This is a genomic window from Rhizobium sp. CC1099 (assembly GCF_029714385.1).
In the GTDB taxonomy this organism is placed as follows: Bacteria; Pseudomonadota; Alphaproteobacteria; order Rhizobiales; family Rhizobiaceae; genus Rhizobium.
This window is the reverse complement of sequence record NZ_CP121641.1, coordinates 3,464,742-3,482,673: the sequence shown is the minus strand read 5'-3', so window position 1 is coordinate 3,482,673 and position 17,932 is coordinate 3,464,742. Positions and strand designations below refer to the sequence as shown.

General features: G+C 60.2%; 17 protein-coding genes and 1 pseudogene. 12 read left to right on the top strand and 6 right to left on the bottom strand.

What is annotated here, in order from left to right; all coding sequences use genetic code 11:
* Positions 1 to 92: 92 nt before the first annotated feature.
* Positions 93 to 1,388 (bottom strand): MFS transporter, encoded by a 1,296-nt coding sequence (locus tag QA644_RS17375; RefSeq protein ID WP_194728316.1) that lies wholly within the window; start codon positions 1,386 to 1,388, stop codon positions 93 to 95.
* Between the two features lie 125 nt (positions 1,389 to 1,513).
* Between QA644_RS17375 and QA644_RS17370 the strand changes: the two genes are divergently transcribed.
* Positions 1,514 to 2,098 (top strand): TetR/AcrR family transcriptional regulator, encoded by a 585-nt coding sequence (locus QA644_RS17370; protein WP_074069820.1) that lies wholly within the window; start codon positions 1,514 to 1,516, stop codon positions 2,096 to 2,098.
* Positions 2,099 to 2,121: 23 nt separating this feature from the next.
* Here the strand turns inward: QA644_RS17370 and QA644_RS17365 are convergent, their stop codons facing one another.
* Positions 2,122 to 3,099 carry an aldo/keto reductase gene (locus tag QA644_RS17365; protein WP_283069723.1) on the bottom strand — a complete coding sequence of 326 codons (978 nt, stop codon included), beginning with the start codon at positions 3,097 to 3,099 and terminating at the stop codon, positions 2,122 to 2,124.
* Positions 3,100 to 3,307: 208 nt separating this feature from the next.
* Between QA644_RS17365 and QA644_RS17360 the strand changes: the two genes are divergently transcribed.
* Positions 3,308 to 4,957, top strand: a complete 1,650-nt coding sequence (locus QA644_RS17360; RefSeq protein WP_283069722.1) for an AMP-binding protein — start codon at positions 3,308 to 3,310, stop codon at positions 4,955 to 4,957.
* On the opposite strand, the gene QA644_RS17355 is transcribed toward QA644_RS17360, so the two are convergent.
* From QA644_RS17355 to secA, 3 genes are all read right to left on the bottom strand, one after another.
* Complete coding sequence (locus tag QA644_RS17355) at positions 4,932 to 6,209, bottom strand: GNAT family N-acetyltransferase (RefSeq protein WP_283069720.1); 1,278 nt, start codon at positions 6,207 to 6,209, stop codon at positions 4,932 to 4,934. The two genes, QA644_RS17360 and QA644_RS17355, sit on opposite strands and share 26 nt — an antisense overlap.
* Positions 6,210 to 6,211: 2 nt before the next feature.
* Entirely contained in the window at positions 6,212 to 7,621 is a 1,410-nt protein-coding gene (locus QA644_RS17350) for an oligosaccharide flippase family protein (RefSeq protein WP_194728311.1), read from the bottom strand.
* Positions 7,622 to 7,784: 163 nt separating this feature from the next.
* Complete coding sequence (secA, locus tag QA644_RS17345) at positions 7,785 to 10,499, bottom strand: preprotein translocase subunit SecA (protein WP_194728310.1); 2,715 nt, start codon at positions 10,497 to 10,499, stop codon at positions 7,785 to 7,787.
* 247 nt (positions 10,500 to 10,746) lie between these two features.
* Between secA and QA644_RS17340 the strand changes: the two genes are divergently transcribed.
* The 6 genes from QA644_RS17340 to QA644_RS17315 all read left to right on the top strand — a co-directional run bounded on the left by QA644_RS17340 (position 10,747) and on the right by QA644_RS17315 (position 14,825).
* Positions 10,747 to 11,622, top strand: a complete 876-nt coding sequence (locus QA644_RS17340; protein ID WP_074069814.1) for a peptidylprolyl isomerase — start codon at positions 10,747 to 10,749, stop codon at positions 11,620 to 11,622.
* 114 nt (positions 11,623 to 11,736) lie between these two features.
* On the top strand, positions 11,737 to 12,978 hold the full coding sequence (gene argJ, locus QA644_RS17335; protein WP_239596713.1) for a bifunctional glutamate N-acetyltransferase/amino-acid acetyltransferase ArgJ: 1,242 nt from the start codon (positions 11,737 to 11,739) through the stop codon (positions 12,976 to 12,978).
* Positions 12,979 to 12,985: 7 nt separating this feature from the next.
* Positions 12,986 to 13,768, top strand: a complete 783-nt coding sequence (locus tag QA644_RS17330) for a GNAT family N-acetyltransferase (protein WP_283069718.1) — start codon at positions 12,986 to 12,988, stop codon at positions 13,766 to 13,768.
* Complete coding sequence (mutT, locus tag QA644_RS17325) at positions 13,765 to 14,178, top strand: 8-oxo-dGTP diphosphatase MutT (RefSeq protein ID WP_039846256.1); 414 nt, start codon at positions 13,765 to 13,767, stop codon at positions 14,176 to 14,178. Before QA644_RS17330 ends, mutT begins: the two co-directional genes overlap by 4 nt.
* Before the next feature lie 124 nt (positions 14,179 to 14,302).
* Entirely contained in the window at positions 14,303 to 14,620 is a 318-nt protein-coding gene (locus QA644_RS17320; RefSeq protein ID WP_074069810.1) for a hypothetical protein, read from the top strand.
* 37 nt (positions 14,621 to 14,657) lie between these two features.
* Positions 14,658 to 14,825 (top strand): Flp family type IVb pilin, encoded by a 168-nt coding sequence (locus QA644_RS17315; protein WP_239596715.1) that lies wholly within the window; start codon positions 14,658 to 14,660, stop codon positions 14,823 to 14,825.
* A gap of 23 nt (positions 14,826 to 14,848) precedes the next feature.
* Here the strand turns inward: QA644_RS17315 and QA644_RS17310 are convergent, their stop codons facing one another.
* On the bottom strand, positions 14,849 to 15,733 hold the full coding sequence (locus QA644_RS17310; RefSeq protein ID WP_283069714.1) for a methyltransferase domain-containing protein: 885 nt from the start codon (positions 15,731 to 15,733) through the stop codon (positions 14,849 to 14,851).
* Positions 15,734 to 15,809: 76 nt separating this feature from the next.
* Here QA644_RS17310 and QA644_RS17305 point away from each other — a divergent pair.
* From QA644_RS17305 to QA644_RS17290, 4 genes and pseudogenes are all read left to right on the top strand, one after another.
* Positions 15,810 to 16,267 (top strand): annotated as a pseudogene (locus tag QA644_RS17305) (double zinc ribbon domain-containing protein); the annotation flags it as partial.
* A 114-nt stretch (positions 16,268 to 16,381) separates the two neighbouring features.
* On the top strand, positions 16,382 to 16,639 hold the full coding sequence (grxC, locus tag QA644_RS17300; protein WP_239596720.1) for a glutaredoxin 3: 258 nt from the start codon (positions 16,382 to 16,384) through the stop codon (positions 16,637 to 16,639).
* A 10-nt stretch (positions 16,640 to 16,649) separates the two neighbouring features.
* Positions 16,650 to 17,507 carry a carbon-nitrogen hydrolase family protein gene (locus QA644_RS17295; RefSeq protein ID WP_283069712.1) on the top strand — a complete coding sequence of 286 codons (858 nt, stop codon included), beginning with the start codon at positions 16,650 to 16,652 and terminating at the stop codon, positions 17,505 to 17,507.
* A complete protein-coding gene (locus tag QA644_RS17290; RefSeq protein ID WP_194728305.1) occupies positions 17,504 to 17,932 on the top strand; it encodes a DUF1178 family protein in 429 nt (142 codons plus the stop codon). Before QA644_RS17295 ends, QA644_RS17290 begins: the two co-directional genes overlap by 4 nt.

The following is a 17,932-nucleotide window of genomic DNA, read 5'->3' as shown; positions in this document are numbered from 1 at the left end:
TGCGACCCCCGACCGCGCAAGACGGCGGGCGGGCTTATCAGGCTGATTTGATACGGCTTCCGGCTTGATGTTCCGTGGAAAGCCTTTTGCAATCAGTGTGCGGTAGCCGGTGCCGGTTCGGTCAAGCCGGACTTCTTCAACGTGATGGCGAGGATCGAGGCGAGCAGGCAGAAGGCGCCGGCAACGAAGAAGGCCGGCAGGTAGCTCGACAGCTCGGTCCGTGAAAGGCCGGCACCATAGGCAGCGGTTGCCGCGCCCAGCTGATGGCCGGCAAAGACCCAGCCGAAGACCAGACCGGCCTTCTCCCGGCCGAAGCGGTCGGCGGCAATCTTTACGGTCGGCGGAACGGTGGCGATCCAGTCGAGGCCGTAGAACACCGCGAAGATCGAAAGACCGTAGAAGCTGAAATCGCTGAAGGGCAGGAAAAGCAAGGAAAGCCCGCGCAGACCGTAATACCAGAAGAGGAGCCAGCGGTTGTCGAAGCGGTCCGACAACCAGCCGGAGCCGATCGTGCCGAAGAAATCGAAGATACCCATTACGGCGAGAACGCTGGCCGCCGCGACAGGCAGGATGCCGAAGTCGCCGCAAAGCGTGACGAAATGAGTCTGGATCAGGCCGTTGGTGCTGAGGCCGCAGATAAAGAAGGTGGCGAACAAGATCCAGAAGGTCGAAGTTCCGGAGATCTCTTTCAGGATCGTGATCGGCGTCTTCAGCGCGCCGACCAACGTGCCGCGTGCCGGCGGCGGCGTGACATGAGCTTCGCCGAGCGAGGGCAGGTTTAAGTCGGAGGGCCGGTCGCGCATGAAGGCAAGCACGGCAAGTGCGGCAACCATGATCATGGCGCAGACGAAGAAGACCGTGGAGCGCCAGCCGTAGCGTTCTGTTAGTTCCGCCATCAGCGGCAGGAAAACGAGCTGACCGGTGGCCGAGCTTGCCGAAAGCATCCCGACGACGAGGCCGCGGTGCTTCGTGAACCAGCGGGCAGATATGGTCGCTGCAAGAACCATGGCCGTCAGGCCCGTGCCGAAACCGACGACGATGCCCCAGAGCAGCAGAAGCTGCCAAAGCGATGTCATGAAGAGCGAGCCAACGAAGCCAGCGCCGATCAGCGCAAGCGCGAAGACGATGACCTTGCGCACACCGAAATAGTTCATGAAAGCCGCCGCGAAGGGACCCATCAGGCCGAAGAGGACCAGGCGGATCGCAAGTGCGGAGGAAATCTGCGAAGTTTCCCAGCCGAACTCGTCCTGCAGCGGCTTGATCAGCACGCCCGGCGCGCCCATGGCGCCGGCGGTGACCAGCATGGTCAGGAAAGTCGCGCCGACAACGATCCATCCGTAATGGATGTTGCGGCGTGCAAGGGTGGAGGCAAGCGCAGTGGAAACCATGGGGCAAGTTCCATTCGTGGGAATGATCGATACATCACTGATTTAGATGATGGTCATCATGTTTCTTGCGTATTGATGATAGGCGTCATATAATTTGTCAAGGGACTATTTTCCGGAGCCGGATCATGCGCGTCAGCCGCGAAAAATTTGCAGAAAACCGCCAGAAGATCCTGGAAGTCGCGGGCGTAATGTTCCGCGAAAACGGGTTTGATGGCGTAGGGGTTGCCGATATCATGAAAGCCTGCGGGCTGACGCATGGAGGGTTCTATGGCCACTTCCAATCAAAGGAAGAGCTGCAGCTGGAGGTCAGCCGTGCGCTGATCGCCAGGGTGGAAGTGCGATGGAAGGCTCTCATCGCCGACGCTCCGGATCGCCCCCTGGAAGCGCTCCTCGACCACTATGTTTCCTGGTGTTCCGTCGACAATCCAGGCTCGAGCTGTGTCTTCGTGGCGCTAATGGAAGAGGTGAGCCGCAGCAGCGGTGCGGTGCGGGAAACCTTCAACGACGGGCTTTCCACGCTTGTCGATATCCTGGCGGAGATCGTTCCGGGTGAGACGCTCGAGGAGCGCCGCAAGAATGGCTTTACGACGCTCTCATCAATGATGGGGGCCGTCAGTCTGGCGCGCGCGGTCGAAAATCGCGAATTGGCCGGTCAGTTCCTTTCGACGATGCGGGAGAAGCTGGCACCGGCAAAATTTGTCGGCGCCTGAGTGCCCGTCGGCATGTGTCTGCTTTATTTGAAGCCTTCCACGTGGTGCGGAACATAAGGCTCTTCGAGAGCGGCGACGTCCTCGGCGTTGAGCTTGACAGCCAATGCCCCAACGGCGTCCGAAAGATGGTGCGGCTTTGATGCGCCAATGATCGGTGCGGTCACCGCGCTCTTCTGCAAGATCCAAGCAGTGGCGATCTGGGCTCGGGAGACGTCATGTGTCTTCGCCAATCGGCCGACCGTGTCGATGATTTTGCGGTCGGCATCTTCGGCCTGCCTGTAGAGCGTCTTGCCGAATTCATCCGTTTCCGTGCGGGCGGTCTTTTCGTCCCAGTCGCGCGCCAGGCGGCCGCGGGCAAGCGGGCTCCACGGAATGACAGCGATCTTCTGGTCCTCGCAGAAAGGCAGCATCTCGCGCTCCTCCTCGCGATAGAGAAGGTTGACATGGTCCTGCATGCTCACGAACTGAGTCCAGCCGTTCAGCCGCGAGGTGTAGAGCATCTTGGCGAATTGCCAAGCGTACATGGAGGAGGCGCCGATATAGCGCGCCTTGCCGGCCTTCACGACGTCGTGCAACGCCTCCAGCGTTTCCTCGATCGGCGTCGTGTAGTCGAAGCGATGGATCTGGAAGAGGTCGACGTAATCCGTGCCGAGTCGGCGCAGGCTGTTGTCGATTTCGTCAAAGATCGCCTTGCGGGAAAGACCAGCGCCGTTCGGACCGGGGCGCATGCGGTTGAAGACCTTGGTCGCGAGTACGATATCCTCGCGCTTCAAGTCCTTGATTGCCCGTCCGACGATTTCCTCGGACGAGCCGTCGGAATAGGTATTCGCCGTGTCCAGGAAATTGATTCCAAGATCGAGTGCCTGCCTGATGATCGCGCGGCTTTCCTCCTCGCCGAGCGTCCAGGCGTGATTGCCGCGGCCCGGATCGCCGAAGGTCATGCAGCCGAGGCAGATCTTCGAAACTTCAAGGCCAGTGCCTCCGAATTTGACATAGTCCATGAATTGACTCCGTAAATGAATCTCAATCCCCCGAGACACCTCGGGGTGATGTAGGGCGCAATCGGTGAGAATGTCAGCAATCCGGCGAAAGAATATTTCAGGCGCATCCGTGCGATCATCAGGTGGAGCTTTGAAACACGCGATCAAGCGAACTTGCACTCGATCGCCGCAAGGTGTTAGCTGGTGCAGCATTCACTGGATTTCGAGTATGAGACTTCCCGCCCGCGACCGCTATGACGGTCTTTATCGCGATTTTTCGTGGGAGATTCCGCAAGACTTCAATATCGGGCGTGCCGTCAGCGACGAATGGGCGGCGCAGGCACCGGAACGCATCTGCCTCGAACATTTCAGCCCGGATGGCCGTCATTTGTCGATGACCTACGGCGCGCTGGCGGAGCGCTCGTCGTCTTTTGCCAATGCATTGACGTCGCTCGGCATTCGCCGCGGCGATCGCGTCGCGTTGCTTCTGCCGCAATGTTTCGAGACGGCGATCGCCCATGTGGCGATCTACAAGATAGGTGCGATTGCGCTGCCGCTCGCGCTGCTCTTTGGCGTCGAGGCACTGGAATACCGGCTGAGAACGTCAGGCGCGGCTGCGATCGTCACCAACTCGTTCGGACTGGAGCGGGTGAACCAGATTCGTGAAAACCTGCCGGAACTCAGCACGGTCATCAGCATCGATGGCGGCGACGCGATTGCTTTCGGAGCGCTCGTCGAGGCGCATCCGCCGCTTTTAGACGTTGCTGCGACCAGCCCGGAAGATCCGGCGTTGATGATCTTCACATCAGGCACGACGGGGCCGCCCAAGGGCGCGTTGCATGGCCATCGCGTTCTAGCGGGCCACATTCCCGGTATGCAACTCGCGCATGAAGGTTTTGCGCAGCCCGGCGACAAGGTCTGGACGCCTTCGGACTGGGCCTGGGCGGGCGGGCTGCTGAATGCGCTGCTGCCAAGCCTCCTGCTTGGCGTTCCTGTCGTTTCCTCTCCGGCGCAGAAGTTCGACGCCGATATGGCTTATCGCATCATGGCCGAGATGAAGGTGCGGAATGCCTTCATTCCGCCGACAGCGCTCCGCCTGCTGAAATCGATCAGTGATCCCCGCGCGAAATACGATCTCAATCTGCGCACCATCGGCTCCGCCGGTGAATCGCTCGGTCGCGAAACCTATGAGTGGGCGCGCCAGGCGTTCGGCATCACCGTCAATGAGTTTTATGGCCAGACGGAGTGCAATTTCGTACTCTCCTCCAGTGCAGGCTATGGTGTCACGAAGGCAGGCGCGATCGGCCGCGCGGTTCCCGGTCACCGGGTTGCTATCATCGGCGAGAGCGGCGATGAAGTGTCCCCCGGCGAGACAGGCCAGATCGCTATCAAGGCGCCCGATCCGGTCATGTTCCTCGGCTATTGGAACGACGGCGAGGCAACCAGGAAGAAGTTCATCAAAGGCTGGCTGCTAACCGGCGATCTCGGTCATCAGGATGACGAGGGCTACGTCATTTTCGAAGGCCGGGATGATGACGTCATCACCTCGTCAGGCTATCGCATTGGTCCTGCCGAAATCGAGGACTGTCTGTGCGGCCACCCGGCCGTGCAGCTCGCTGCCGTCGTCGGCAAGCCGGATCCGGTGCGCACCGAGATCGTCAAGGCCTATATCGTGCTTTCACCTGGCTGCACGCCCAGCGATGCGCTCGGCGCTGAAATCCGCGATTGGGTGAAGATGCGGCTTTCGATGCACGAATATCCGCGCGAGGTAGAATTCGTGGACGCGCTGCCGCTGACGACGACCGGCAAGGTCATCCGCAGACTTCTGCGCGAAAAGGCGGCCGGCGAGGGGCCTAACCGCGCCGCGCAAGCGATATGATCTTCTCGCGCAGCATCTTCGCCATATTCCGGGTGCTGCGATACATATGCAACTGAGCGGCGGCCTGCCGAACATCGCGGTCGCCGTTCTGCGTCAGGCCGATCACCAGCGTTCCCATTTCCTCGCGCTCCTGCCAGAAACGGCTCATGATCGGATGATCCGGCACCGCGCAGGAATCGGAACGCACGATATTCGCATCGTCGAGATGCCACTCCGTCAGTTCGGCCATCAGCAGCTTGCCCGGAGAATAGCGGGCATAGGCCTCGTCGTAGGCCGTCTTCCAAGTATAGGCCTCGCCGCCCATCATCAACACGACTGTTGCCGCGATCGCCTTGCCGTTCAGGTCGATCGTGTGAATGCGCACCGCGTCGATCGCCGCAAGGTTCGAGACGGCTTCGCGGGCAAAGGCCGTGTGGTAGCGGTCGGTTGCCAGCGCGCTTCGTCTCTTGCCTTTCCAGCCGCCGGCTTCCATTGCTAAGAATTCTTCAAACCGCGCATGAATATCGCGGGGCTGGCGCGCGACGCCATAGACAGCTGTTCCGAGCTCTTCGAGCTGCCGCCATTGACGGCGCATTTCCCTTTTATGCGAAGAAGAGATGGTACGGCCAAGATAGGCCATAGCGTCGTCCTCGCTCTGCAGCATAGGCCGCTGCGATGGATTGGTGACCGTGACCGGCAGGTTGCGGCTCAGCGCGACCGCCTTTGCCATGCGAGCAAAGATGCCGTTCAGGCGAATATCCGGCAGCACCAACGTTGCGGGAAGGTTCAGATCGCGCGCCGTCAAGCCTTCAAAAAGATTGTCCAGCGTCTCAGCCGCATCTTCGGCATCCACCAGGGGGGTGCCGAGCGGCGCGAAGCTGTTCGACCATGCGCGGATGATCGAGGGGCCGACGGCAAAGCCGGGTCTTTCGACAGAGAACGGCATCAGGAAACGCAAGCGGCTGCGCCGGCCGTTCTCATCGCGGATCAGTGCGAAATTCACTTGCCGGTCTTCAAGCCGCGGCATGGCGGGCGCAAGGAAGCGGCCGGTGAAGAAAACATTCGGCTCCATCGCACGGTTCGAAAGGAAATCCAGTTCGTCCTGCAATTCATAGCCGAGCCTGCCCGGATAGAGGCAGAGCTCCCGGCCCGGACGTCCGATCTCGACGCGCGCTTCGGCCTGCGGCAAGTCGAAGTTTATCGAGGCAAGCTCGTGAACCATGCGATTGGCATTGGTATCGGTGCTTTCGGTAACGGGGGGGACACGCACCATTATCAGGCTCTCGTTTCTATCGTTGCCGGAGGGCGGCTGAATGCAAAAAGGACAATGCCGAGCGCCCGGCGCACGGCGATGTGCAGCAGGATCGCTTCCACACCCATTGCCGATGCCGTCGCGATCGCAGTGCCGACGGTGCCAAGGTGCGGGATCAAGGCGATATTCAAGGAGACGTTTGCCGTGAGCGCCGCCGCATAGAGGGCGACGCAGAGGTTCTGCTTTCCGGCCATCATCAGCAGCGTTTCGGCCGGACCGACGAGGGCCTTGGCGAGGATGCCCGCAAGCAGGATCGCCATCAGAACATAACCTGCCGTAAAGGCTCCGCCGAAAAGCGACAGCAGCAAGTGACCGGCTGCAACGACTGCGAGCCCGAGGGCCAGCGCCGGCCAGAAGGTCCAGCGCGCAGCGTCGATTGCTGCTGCGGCAAGCTGCTCGCGGGTGCCTTCTGCGATGAGGCTGGAGAAGCGTGGACCGGATGCTGCCTTTACCGAGAACATGATGAAATGCACCAGCGCCATCGTCTTTGCGGCGGCAAAATAGATCGCCACGTCATGCGGCTCGAGGAAGATGCCGACGACAACCACATCCGAATTGGTCAAGAGGAAGCTCACGCCTTCGACCAGGAATATCGGGAAGGCGATGTTCAGCCAGTTGAGGAAATCGACCCTGCGCGGTCCCTCGCTGTAGTGGCGGCGCAGGCGGAGGAGTGTCGCGATGTATTGGCCGATGGCGGTGACATAGGTTGCGGCCAGCGCGGCTTTCATGGCGGTGACGGCAGAATGCTCCGCATCGGCTCCGATCGCTGCCAGCATGAAGAGAATGATGAGGACAGGCCGGATGATGTAGACCGGGCTCAGCGCCATGACCGGCCAGTGATTGGCACGCGAGGTGCCTTCCAGAATGTCGCCGAGCGCGATCATCGGCATGGCGAGAAGGCCAAGGAAGACAGGAATGAGATAATAGGACTCAATCCTGTCGCCCAGGAAATGGAGTCCCGCCATACCGGCAGCCATCACCAGCGTTCCGGAAAGCATGGCGAAGGTACGGGCCGTTCCCGTCAGGCCGCGAATCTCCTCCAAGGCACCTGCAGCCTTGTATTGCGGCAGGAAACGAACGATCGCGGTGTGAAAGCCGAGGCAGGAGAGATCGCCGAACAGGACGATCAGAACCCAGACAAACACGAAAATCCCGTATTCATATTCGCCCATGAGGCGCGCGAGGATGATCTGGGAAATGAAGGCGAGGGCGGCGCTCACTATGCGGATCGAAAAGGCGGTAAGTGCCATCCGCTGTGCGGTTGCCTTGTCGCCGTGCCCGGTCAGAACTGCGGCAAGCACGCGCAGCAGACGGCTTCCCGCTGGACGCAGGCCCGCAGGCAGTAGTCTTTCCGCTGTTTCAATGACCGCCATTACGAACACGCAACACTCTGAACTCAGGCAAATCGTGTCAGAACTCTTGTCAGATCAGGATTAAGAAACGGTTGTGGCGAGCAGATTATCCTTAACCGCCAGTCTAATTCGCGCAAAAAGAAATGCCGCCCGAAGGCGGCATTCTTCAGCTGCCTGCCGTCGCTCAGGCTTCGGCAAACGCACCGTGGCAGTGCTTGAACTTCTTGCCAGAACCGCAGGGGCACGGCTCGTTGCGGCCGACCTTGCCCCAGGTGGACGGGTTGTTCGGATCCCGGTTTTCCGGCGAGACGATCACTTCGGATGCCTGGTAGATCGGCGCGAAATCATTCTCGCCCGTGTCGGGGTCCAGGTGCTGGGCTTGCATGACCGGCAGTTCCGGCTCGGCGGGCGCCTGCTGCACCAACTCGACGCGCATCAACTGCGCCGTCACAGCCTCGCGCAGGCTGTTCAGCAGGGTCTGGAAGAGCTCGAAGGCTTCGGATTTGTATTCCTGCAGCGGATCGCGCTGGGCATAGCCGCGGAAGCCGATGACGGAGCGCAGGTGATCGAGGTTGACGATGTGCTCGCGCCAGAGATGGTCCAATGTCTGCATCACGATCGAACGCTCGACATAGTGCATGATATCCGGGCCGAAACGCTCTGCTTTTTCGGTGAAGGCAGCGTTGGACGCTTCCGTCAGACGTTCGCGAATATCGTCTTCACCAATGCCTTCTTCTTTCACCCAGTCCTCGATTGGCAGATCGAGGTTGAGAAGCGCGCCAACCTGCTCCTTCAATCCGGCAGCATCCCATTGCTCGGCATAGGCGCGCTCGGGAATATGCTTCTCGACGAGGTCCTCGATGACCTCGCGGCGCATATCCGAAACGGTCTCGGAGATGTTCGTAGCTTCCATCAGTTCGAGGCGCTGTTCGAAGATCACCTTGCGCTGATCGTTCAACACGTCGTCGTATTTCAGCAGGTTCTTGCGGATATCGAAGTTGCGGGCCTCGACCTTCTTCTGGGCGCGCTCCAGAGCTTTGTTGATCCAGGGATGGACGATTGCCTCGCCTTCCTTGAGACCAAGCTTCTGGAGCATGCCGTCCATGCGATCGGAGCCGAAGATGCGCATCAGGTCGTCCTGAAGCGACAGATAGAACTTGGAGCGGCCCGGGTCGCCCTGACGGCCGGAACGGCCACGGAGCTGATTGTCGATGCGGCGGCTTTCATGGCGTTCCGTCGCGATGACATAGAGACCACCGGCGGCGATCGCCTGCTCCTTGAGCTTCTGGATCTCCTCGGCGATCGCTGCAATCTTGGCGTCGCGTTCCGGGCCAGGCTCGGCCTCGCCAAGCTCGCGCTCGATGCGCATGTCGAGGTTGCCGCCGAGCTGGATGTCGGTACCGCGGCCCGCCATGTTCGTGGCGATCGTGACCGCGCCCGGCACGCCTGCTTGCGCAACGATATACGCTTCCTGCTCGTGATAGCGGGCGTTCAGGACCTGGAAGTCCTTGAAGCCCTGCTTGCGCATCAGCTCAGCCAGAAGTTCGGATTTCTCGATGGAGGTCGTGCCGACGAGCACCGGCTGGCCGCGCTTCTGGGCGTCTGCGATCTCGGCGATGATCGCTTTGTACTTCTCCTCGAAGGTCCGGTAGACCTCGTCGTCTTCGTCGATACGCTGGATCGGCAGGTTGGTCGGCACTTCGATGACATCGAGGCCGTAGATGTTGCCGAATTCTTCCGCTTCCGTCTGCGCCGTACCGGTCATGCCGGCGAGCTTTCCGTACATGCGGAAATAGTTCTGGAAGGTGATCTGCGCCAGCGTCTGGTTTTCCGGCTGGATCTGCACCTTTTCCTTGGCTTCCAGCGCTTGGTGCTGGCCCTCCGAATAGCGGCGGCCCGGCATCATGCGGCCGGTGAATTCGTCGATAATGACGATTTCACCATTGCGCACGATGTAGTCCTTGTCGCGCTGGAAGAGTTTGTGGGCCTTCAGCGCATTATTGATGTGATGGACGATCGCGACGTTTTCTATGTCGTAGAGCGCGCTGCCTTTCAGGAGGCCGGCCTGTTTTAGGAGGCCTTCGAGCTTTTCAGTACCGACTTCAGAGAAGTTCGCCGAACGTTGCTTCTCGTCGATCTCGTAATCTTCTCCCGACAAGAGCGGAATGAAAGCGTCAATCGTGTTATAGAGATCGGAGCGGTCGTCGAGCGGACCGGAGATGATCAGCGGCGTGCGTGCTTCGTCAACCAGGATCGAGTCCACTTCGTCGACGATCGCGAAGTTGTGGCCGCGCTGGACCATCTGGCCCTTCTCATACTTCATATTGTCGCGAAGATAATCGAAGCCGAGTTCGTTGTTCGTGGCGTAGGTGATGTCGCAATTGTAAGCGGCAGCCCGCTCCTCATCCGACAGTCCATGGACGATGACGCCCGTGGTGAGCCCGAGGAAGTTGTAGATCCGGCCCATGTTGGCGGCGTCGCGGCGGGCAAGGTAGTCGTTCACAGTAACGACGTGGACACCCTTGCCGGCAAGCGCATTCAGGTAAACCGGAAGTGTCGCAACGAGCGTCTTACCTTCACCGGTCTTCATTTCGGCGATGGCGTTCGAATGCAGGATCATGCCGCCGACAAGCTGCACGTCAAAAGGCCGCAGGCCGAGTACGCGGCGCGAGGCTTCGCGCACGACGGCGAATGCCGGAACGAGAATGTCGTCGAGCGTCTTCCCGTTCGCCAGCATCTTGCGGAACTCGACCGTCTGGGCAGCGAGCTGTTCGTCGCTCAGGGCCTTCGTCTTCTCTTCGATCGAGTTGATGGCGGCGACTTTCGGCTGGAAGGACCGCACGCGGCGATCATTGGCAGAGCCAAATATTTTGCGGGCGAGACCGCCGAAGCTGACCATATGACTGGTCCTTTCTCAATATTCTTCCCCGGCTTTTCTTATACGCACACCCAGCCGAAAATCAGGCACACGTCTCGAAACGCCAGGAAACTTTTCTGGACGCGAGGTTGCGTGACAGATAAGAGGGGGGTCGAATGATGTCAACGGATTTGGCTGATATAGAAAGGCCACATTCCAGTGTTGATGGCTGTTTTGGGCTGGATTCACGAATGCTGAAGCCGGTGATGTAACTCTGAAAGGTTATTTGATGTTGAGCTACAACAAACTCGCCGTGATGGCGCTTGCAACTTTCGTTGCGCTCCAGGCGCCGGTCTATGCGGAAGACAAGCCGGATGCAGTCGTTGCCAAGGTCGGCGACCTTGAGATCCATCAGTCGGAACTCGATCTGGCCGTCGCCAACCTCGATCCCCAGCTCGCGCAGCTCCCGGACGATCAGAAGAAGGTTGCCGCGCTTTCGGCCGCGATCGACGTCAAGCTGCTCGCCGGCAATGCGGCTGCCGAGAAGCTCGATCAGACCAGCGAATTCAAGAAGCGCATACAGTATCTCTCGGATCGCGAACTGCATAATGCCTATTTCAAGAAGCATGTCGTCGATACCGTTACCGACGATGAAGTGAAGGCACGCTACGACAAGGAAGTCGCAGCCCTTCCGAAGCAGGAAGAAGTCCATGCTCGTCACATCCTCGTGAAGACCGAGGAAGAGGCCAAGGATGTCATCAAGCAGCTGGATGGCGGCAAGGACTTTGCAGAACTTGCCAAGGAAAAGTCCACCGACCCGAACAAGGCTGACGGCGGCGATCTCGGCTACTTTACCAAGGGTCGCATGGTCAAGGAATTCGAGGACGCAGCCTTCTCTCTCGAAAAGGGCACCTATTCCAAGACGCCTGTGAAGACCGATTTCGGCTTCCACGTCATTAAGGTCGAGGACAAGCGCGACGCTCCGCCGCCGCCGCTTGATCAGGTCAAGGACCAGGTTCGTCAGCTTGTCATGCGCGATAAGTACCTTGCACTCCTCGCCAAGGCGAAGGAAACGTCCAAGGTCGACATCATGGACGAAACGCTCCGCAAGGGTTACGACGACGCGAACAAGCAGCAGGCGCCAGCAACGCAGCCGCAGCAGTAATTTCCATCCAGGGCCCGGTTCTTCCGGGCCCTTCACTATCCTCTGTTGTCGCATTTCCGGACGGCGAACCGTTTTCCAAGTCGCCTGGAAATGCCTATAGCCAGGTCGATCCTCATGTCCGGTTCCGTTTCCCCGCTCGCTCCGAAAACCTTTGCCACGATGCCGGCGCTGCGCGGCGTGCGCATGGCGACCGCTTCCGCAGGCATCAAGTATAAGAACCGGACGGACGTGCTGATGATGGTCTTCGACAAGCCGGCCGCCGTTGCGGGGGTTTTCACGCGATCGAAGTGCCCGTCGGCGCCCGTCGACTTTTGCCGTGGCAATCTGCCGCATGGCGTGGCGCGCGCCGTCGTCGTCAACTCTGGCAACGCCAATGCCTTTACCGGCCTGAAGGGACGCCAGGCGACCGCCTTGACGGCAAAGTCGGCTGCCGCTGCCGTCGGCTGCGCCGAGAATGAAGTCTATCTGGCGTCGACCGGCGTGATCGGCGAGCCGCTGGATGCGACGAAATTCGCAGGTGTTCTCGACAGGATGCATGCCGAGGCGACTGGCGATTTATGGTTCGAAGCCGCCAAGGCGATCATGACCACGGACACCTATCCGAAGGTTTCGACCCGCAGTGCCGAAATCGGCGGCGTGAAAGTGACGATCAACGGCATTGCCAAGGGCGCCGGCATGATCGCACCCGACATGGCGACCATGCTCTCCTTCGTCGTCACGGATGCCGATATTGCGCCCGCCGCTCTGCAGGCACTGCTTTCGGACGGCGTCGGCCCGACTTTCAATTCGATGACGGTGGATAGCGATACGTCTACCTCCGATACGCTGATGCTGTTTGCGACGGCCGCCGCCGCCGAGGACGGTCAGGTCCGCATCGAGCGTGCCGACGATCAGCGCCTTGCCGCCTTCCGCGCGGCGCTCAATGAAGTGTTGAAGGATTTGTCGCTGCAAGTTTGCCGTGATGGCGAAGGCGCCACCAAGATGCTCGAAATCAACGTGACCGGCGCAGAGAGCGATGCGGCTGCCAAGCGCATTGCGCTTTCGATCGCGAATTCGCCCCTGGTGAAGACGGCTGCCGCCGGCGAAGACGCGAATTGGGGCCGCATCGTGATGGCCGTCGGCAAGGCCGGCGAGATGGCCGATCGTGATCGGCTCGCCATCTGGTTCGGCGATGTACGTGTCGCGGTTAACGGTGAGCGCGACCCTGATTACTCGGAGGATGCCGCCTCGAATGTAATGAAGAAGCAGGATATTCCGATTAAAATCGATATTGGGCTCGGCTCGGGTGCGGCTACGGTCTGGACCTGCGACCTCACAAAAGAGTATGTGGCGATCAACGGCGACTACCGGAGCTGATCGTTCATTGACTGAAACATTGTCCCAAAAGGCAAATTTGCCGCTCGTACGCAGGCTGGAAGCTGTCGGTTTCCGGGCGTGGCCGGCTTCTTCCGTGCAATATGACGGCAGCTGGCAGGTACGGCTGACGGCGGGCCATCCGTCGAACCGGCTGAATTCCATCGTGCCGCTCGACCCTTCCGATCATCGCGACGTCGAAGTCCGGCTGGAGAAGGCCAGCCGCAAATTCGAGGCTTATGGCCGCCCGGCCGTTCTTCGCCAGACACCGCTTTCGTCGCCGGTTCTGATCGATCTCGTCAAAGAGCGGCAATGGACGCATTTCGACGAGACAATCGTCATGACCTGCGACCTGGCGCATGCCGAACTGCCGGACACGCTCGATCACCTGCCGACGCATGACATCGGCCGCTTCGTCGATGCCAATCTCGCGACGGATCAAGTCTCCCCGAAGCTGAAGCCGGCGCTTGCGGAGATCATTAACGCGATCGGACCGCCGTGCGGTCTCTTCATGATCGAGGACCCGGAAACCGGCCCGCTTGCAACCGTGCTTTGCGTTCAGGACAACGATCTTGCCGGCATCATGTCGCTTTCGGTGGCTAAGAAGCGGCGGCGGGAGGGTCTCGGCCTCGAAATCCTGACGTCTGCCCTTCGCTGGGCACGCATGCGCAGCGCCCGCTCGGCCTGGCTGCAGGTCAAGGCTGCAAACGTGCCAGCTCTGGCGCTCTATGGCCGTCTCGGTTTCCGCGAAGCTTACCGCTATAGCTACTGGCGCCGGGAACAGGCGCAATGAGCGAAACCGGCAAGAATATTCTGCTGGTTGCCGCCTGCGCGTTGATCGATTCCGACGGCCGTATCCTTCTGGCACAGCGTCCGGAGGGAAAGTCGCTCGCCGGCCTGTGGGAGTTTCCCGGCGGCAAGGTCGAACCTGGCGAGACGCCGGAGGAGACCTTGGTGCGCGAACTCGAGGAAGAACTTGGCGTCAAGACCAAGGTTGCCTGCCTCGCGCCGCTGACATTTGCCAGCCACAGCTACGACACATTTCACCTCCTGATGCCACTTTATGTCTGCCGCCGCTATGAGGGCATTCCCCAGGGCAGGGAGGGCCAGGCTTTGAAATGGGTAAAACCCATGGCTCTCAGGGATTATCCGATGCCGCCAGCCGACGAGCCGTTGATCCCTATGCTTCAGGATCTACTTTAGCGAATTATCGCTTTCTTGCGGCAAAGTGTCGGTTTCGGCCGGAGTTATTAATCGATCGTTTATCACCTTCTGTCAAAGATCGGCCTCACTCAAGCAACTGGCGTGTGAGTAAAAGGCTTGACGCATGGACGACGATTTCTGGAAAGCTGTCCGAGAGAAAGAACAGAGCTCGAATGCTTCGCGCAGGACGGGCGCGCTCAATCTCGTTTTGCTTTTCGGCACCGCGGTCGTCGCCCTGACGCTCATCCTCACGCCGATGCTCGCCGACAAGTCCAAGTCGAGCGTTTTCGCCAGTGTTCCGGCCGAGTTCGATACGATCACGACCGGATCGATCCCGAGAACGGAAAACGGCAAGCGCTACACGATCCGACGTAGCGTCCTGCAGGAGACGCCCGGCTCGGTCTGCGTTGTCCAGGGGTACGGTTCAGGAGCCGGCTGCTGAGGAAATCGGATATCCGCCTTGGCGGGAAAGGTTGGGCATGCGTATTCTGAAAGCTTTCCTTGCAGAGGTTCGCGGCGCGACAGCCGTCGAATATGGTCTGCTGGCCGCCCTGATATCAGCCGCCCTTGTCGGCGGACTGACGACCTTCGGCAACAGCCTGCAAAACACCTTCAATACGGTGTCCAACAACCTCGACAACCACTAGGCGCTCAACTGGCTCGCCTCCATTCACTGCTTCAGCTTGTGCTCTTCCACGCGCAGAGCATCGGCAAGCCGCGCTTTCGCCGAGCCCGGCTGCAACGGTTTCTGCTGGCTTTCATGCGGTGCCCATCCTGAAACATAGATGATCGAGAATGTCGCCCTGATACGCCCGTCCGGATCGGAATAGCGCTCGGCATAGATTTCTGCCGCGCGCAGAAAGAATGCGCGGGTGGGCGGCTTGCGGCTGCGGGCGGCGAGCGGATTGGTCATGCCCATGGCGCGCAGATCTTTCATCAGCGAGAAGAGGGAATCGTAGCGGACCGTATAGGTCTCGGCGTCGATCACCGGCAGCGCGAAGCCGGCGCGCTGGAGGAGGGCGCCCATATCGCGGACGTCGGCGAACGGGATCACGCGCGGGCTCGCGCCTCCGGTCATCTCCGCTTCCGTTGCAAGCAGAACATCCCTGAGTTCCTGGAGAGTACCTGCTCCGGGGATTGCCGCAAGAAACAGGCCGTCGGGCTTGAGAGCGCGGCGAATCTGGATGAAGACGCCGGGCGTGTCGTTGGTGAGATGCAGACACAGCGGCGCAAGAACGAGGTTGGCCGACTGCGGCTCGATCGGCACGTCCTCAAGCGGCGCCATGGCCAGCACTTCATTCGGCGCGGCAAATGCCTGTTCCGCCTCGACCCGGGTCATCGCACCGATCTTGCCTGTTGCGACTGCCGCCCGCGCAGCTGCTCCTGTCATCCCGTGCAGTTCCACGGCGGTCTCGAAATGGCGTTCGACGACAGCCAGCCGATCGGCAAGTTCCGCGGCGGCGATATCCAGGAGAAAGGCAGCTTTCGGATCGGCGTTTTTCAGTGCGCGACGGCGGTTTGCAGCGATCGCGGTCCGGTCGAAGATCATATCCATGCGCATGTCCATAGTCCTGCGCGCGAAGGGCGGCAAGGCGGATTTTCCTTTCCTGCGGAAAGCGCCGATCTCGCAAATGGGGGCTCATCAATTTCGAACGACCGGGGCGCTGCGATTAACGCAATGCGTGCGGCCCTTCGCCATGTTCGCCGATCGGCTCTATCCGCCGGCCCGCGCCTCCTGCGGCATTGTTGCCGCTGGCCACCGCGGATTATGTCCGAAATGCTGGTCCGGCGTGCACTTCACCGAGCTGCCTTATGGCGAAGTGCTGGGTCTGCCGTTAGCGCCGAGGCGATCGCCAATCCACCGCCCTTTGACCGGCTTCGCTCGGTCGCCGCGCACGATCACGCCGTCGGCGATCTCGCCCACGGTCTCAAATATCGCGACCGCACCGATCTGGCGCCGATGATCGCGGGCTGGATGCTTCGCGCCAGCGACGGCATGATCGGGGCCTGCGATGTATTGGTTCCGATTCCGCTCCATCGCTCCCGTATGCTGTCACGCAAGTTCAATCAGACAGCAGAGCTTGCCCGCAAGGCGCGTTCTTTCGGCGGGCGGGCACCGTGGTCATCACGGTTTTAACCTTTGCAAGGGCTTTCTCGGAACCTATATGAGAAAAAGAAACCGGCATCCGTCTGGAGATAAAATATGGCACCAGTCATCATCTATACGCGGCAGTTCTGCGGCTATTGCGCTCGCGCAAAATCTCTTCTCGAAGAGAAAGGGATCGATTATGTCGAACACGATGCGACCTTTTCGCCGGACCTTCGCCAGGAGATGATTGGCAGGTCAAATGGCAGGACCACATTCCCGCAGATATTCATAGGCGGGCAGCATGTTGGCGGATGCGATGACCTTCATGCGTTGGACCGGGCCGGCGGGCTCGATCCCATGCTGGTAGCCTGAGGGGAGACCGATGACGTTCAAGGCCGCTGCCGTTCAGATGTGTTCCGGAGTCGATCCCGCGAAGAACGCAGCCTCGATGATGCACTTGGTGCGTGAGGCAGCGGCCCAAGGCGCGATCTATGTGCAGACGCCGGAAATGACCGGCATGCTGCAGCGCGACCGGATTGCCGCGAAACTGGCGTTGCGCGAAGAGACGGACGACATCGTCGTCAGAACGGCGTCCGCACTCGCTGCCGAACTCGGCATCTACCTGCATGTCGGCTCTACGGCGATCGCACTCGACGACGGCAAAATCGCCAATCGCGGCTTTCTCTTCGGCCCGGAAGGCAAAATCCTCAATCGCTACGATAAGATCCATATGTTCGACGTCGATCTCGATAACGGCGAAAGCTGGCGGGAGAGTGCCGCCTATCGTCCGGGCTCGGAAGCGCGCGTCTTGTCGCTGCCATTTGCGGAAATGGGCTTTACGATTTGCTACGATGTTCGGTTTCCTGCGCTTTTCCGCGCCCAGGCGATCGCCGGAGCGGAAGTCATGACGGTGCCTGCCGCATTCACGAGGCAGACGGGTCAGGCGCATTGGGAAATCCTGCTTCGCGCCCGCGCCATCGAAAACGGGGTTTTCGTCATTGCTGCGGCGCAGGCCGGGCTTCATGAGGACGGCCGCGAGACCTACGGGCATTCGATGATCATCGATCCCTGGGGCAGGGTGCTGGCCTCGGCCGGCGGTACCGGCGAGGCGGTGATTGTCGCGGACATCGATCGAACGGCGGTCAAGGCCGCGCGTGACAAGATTCCGAATCTGAAGAACGGCCGTGAATTCTCGATCGAAAAAATTACAGGGGCTGTCGTGGGAGGCGTCGCCACTTGATCCGTTATTCCCTCAGTTGCGAGAATGCCCACGAATTCGAAGCATGGTTTTCCGAAAGTGCCGATTTCGACCGCCAGGTTGCGTCCGGTTACCTCACCTGTCCGGTCTGCAATTCCACATCCATCTCCAAGGCGTTGATGGCGCCATCCGTCTCGACCGCCCGCAAGAAGGACGAGATGAAGACGCTGGCGATGGATACCGCGCGCCGCGACGCCTTTGAGAAGCTGAAGGCAGCCGTCGCTCACATCAAGGCGAACGCCGAGGATGTCGGCGCGCAGTTTCCCGAAGAAGCTCGCAAGATTCACTATGGCGAGGCCGACGCCCGTGGCATCATCGGACAGGCGACGACCGACGAGGCCCAGGCGCTGCTCGAAGAAGGCATCGAAATTGCAGCGCTTCCGGTCCTGCCCGAAGACGTGAACTGA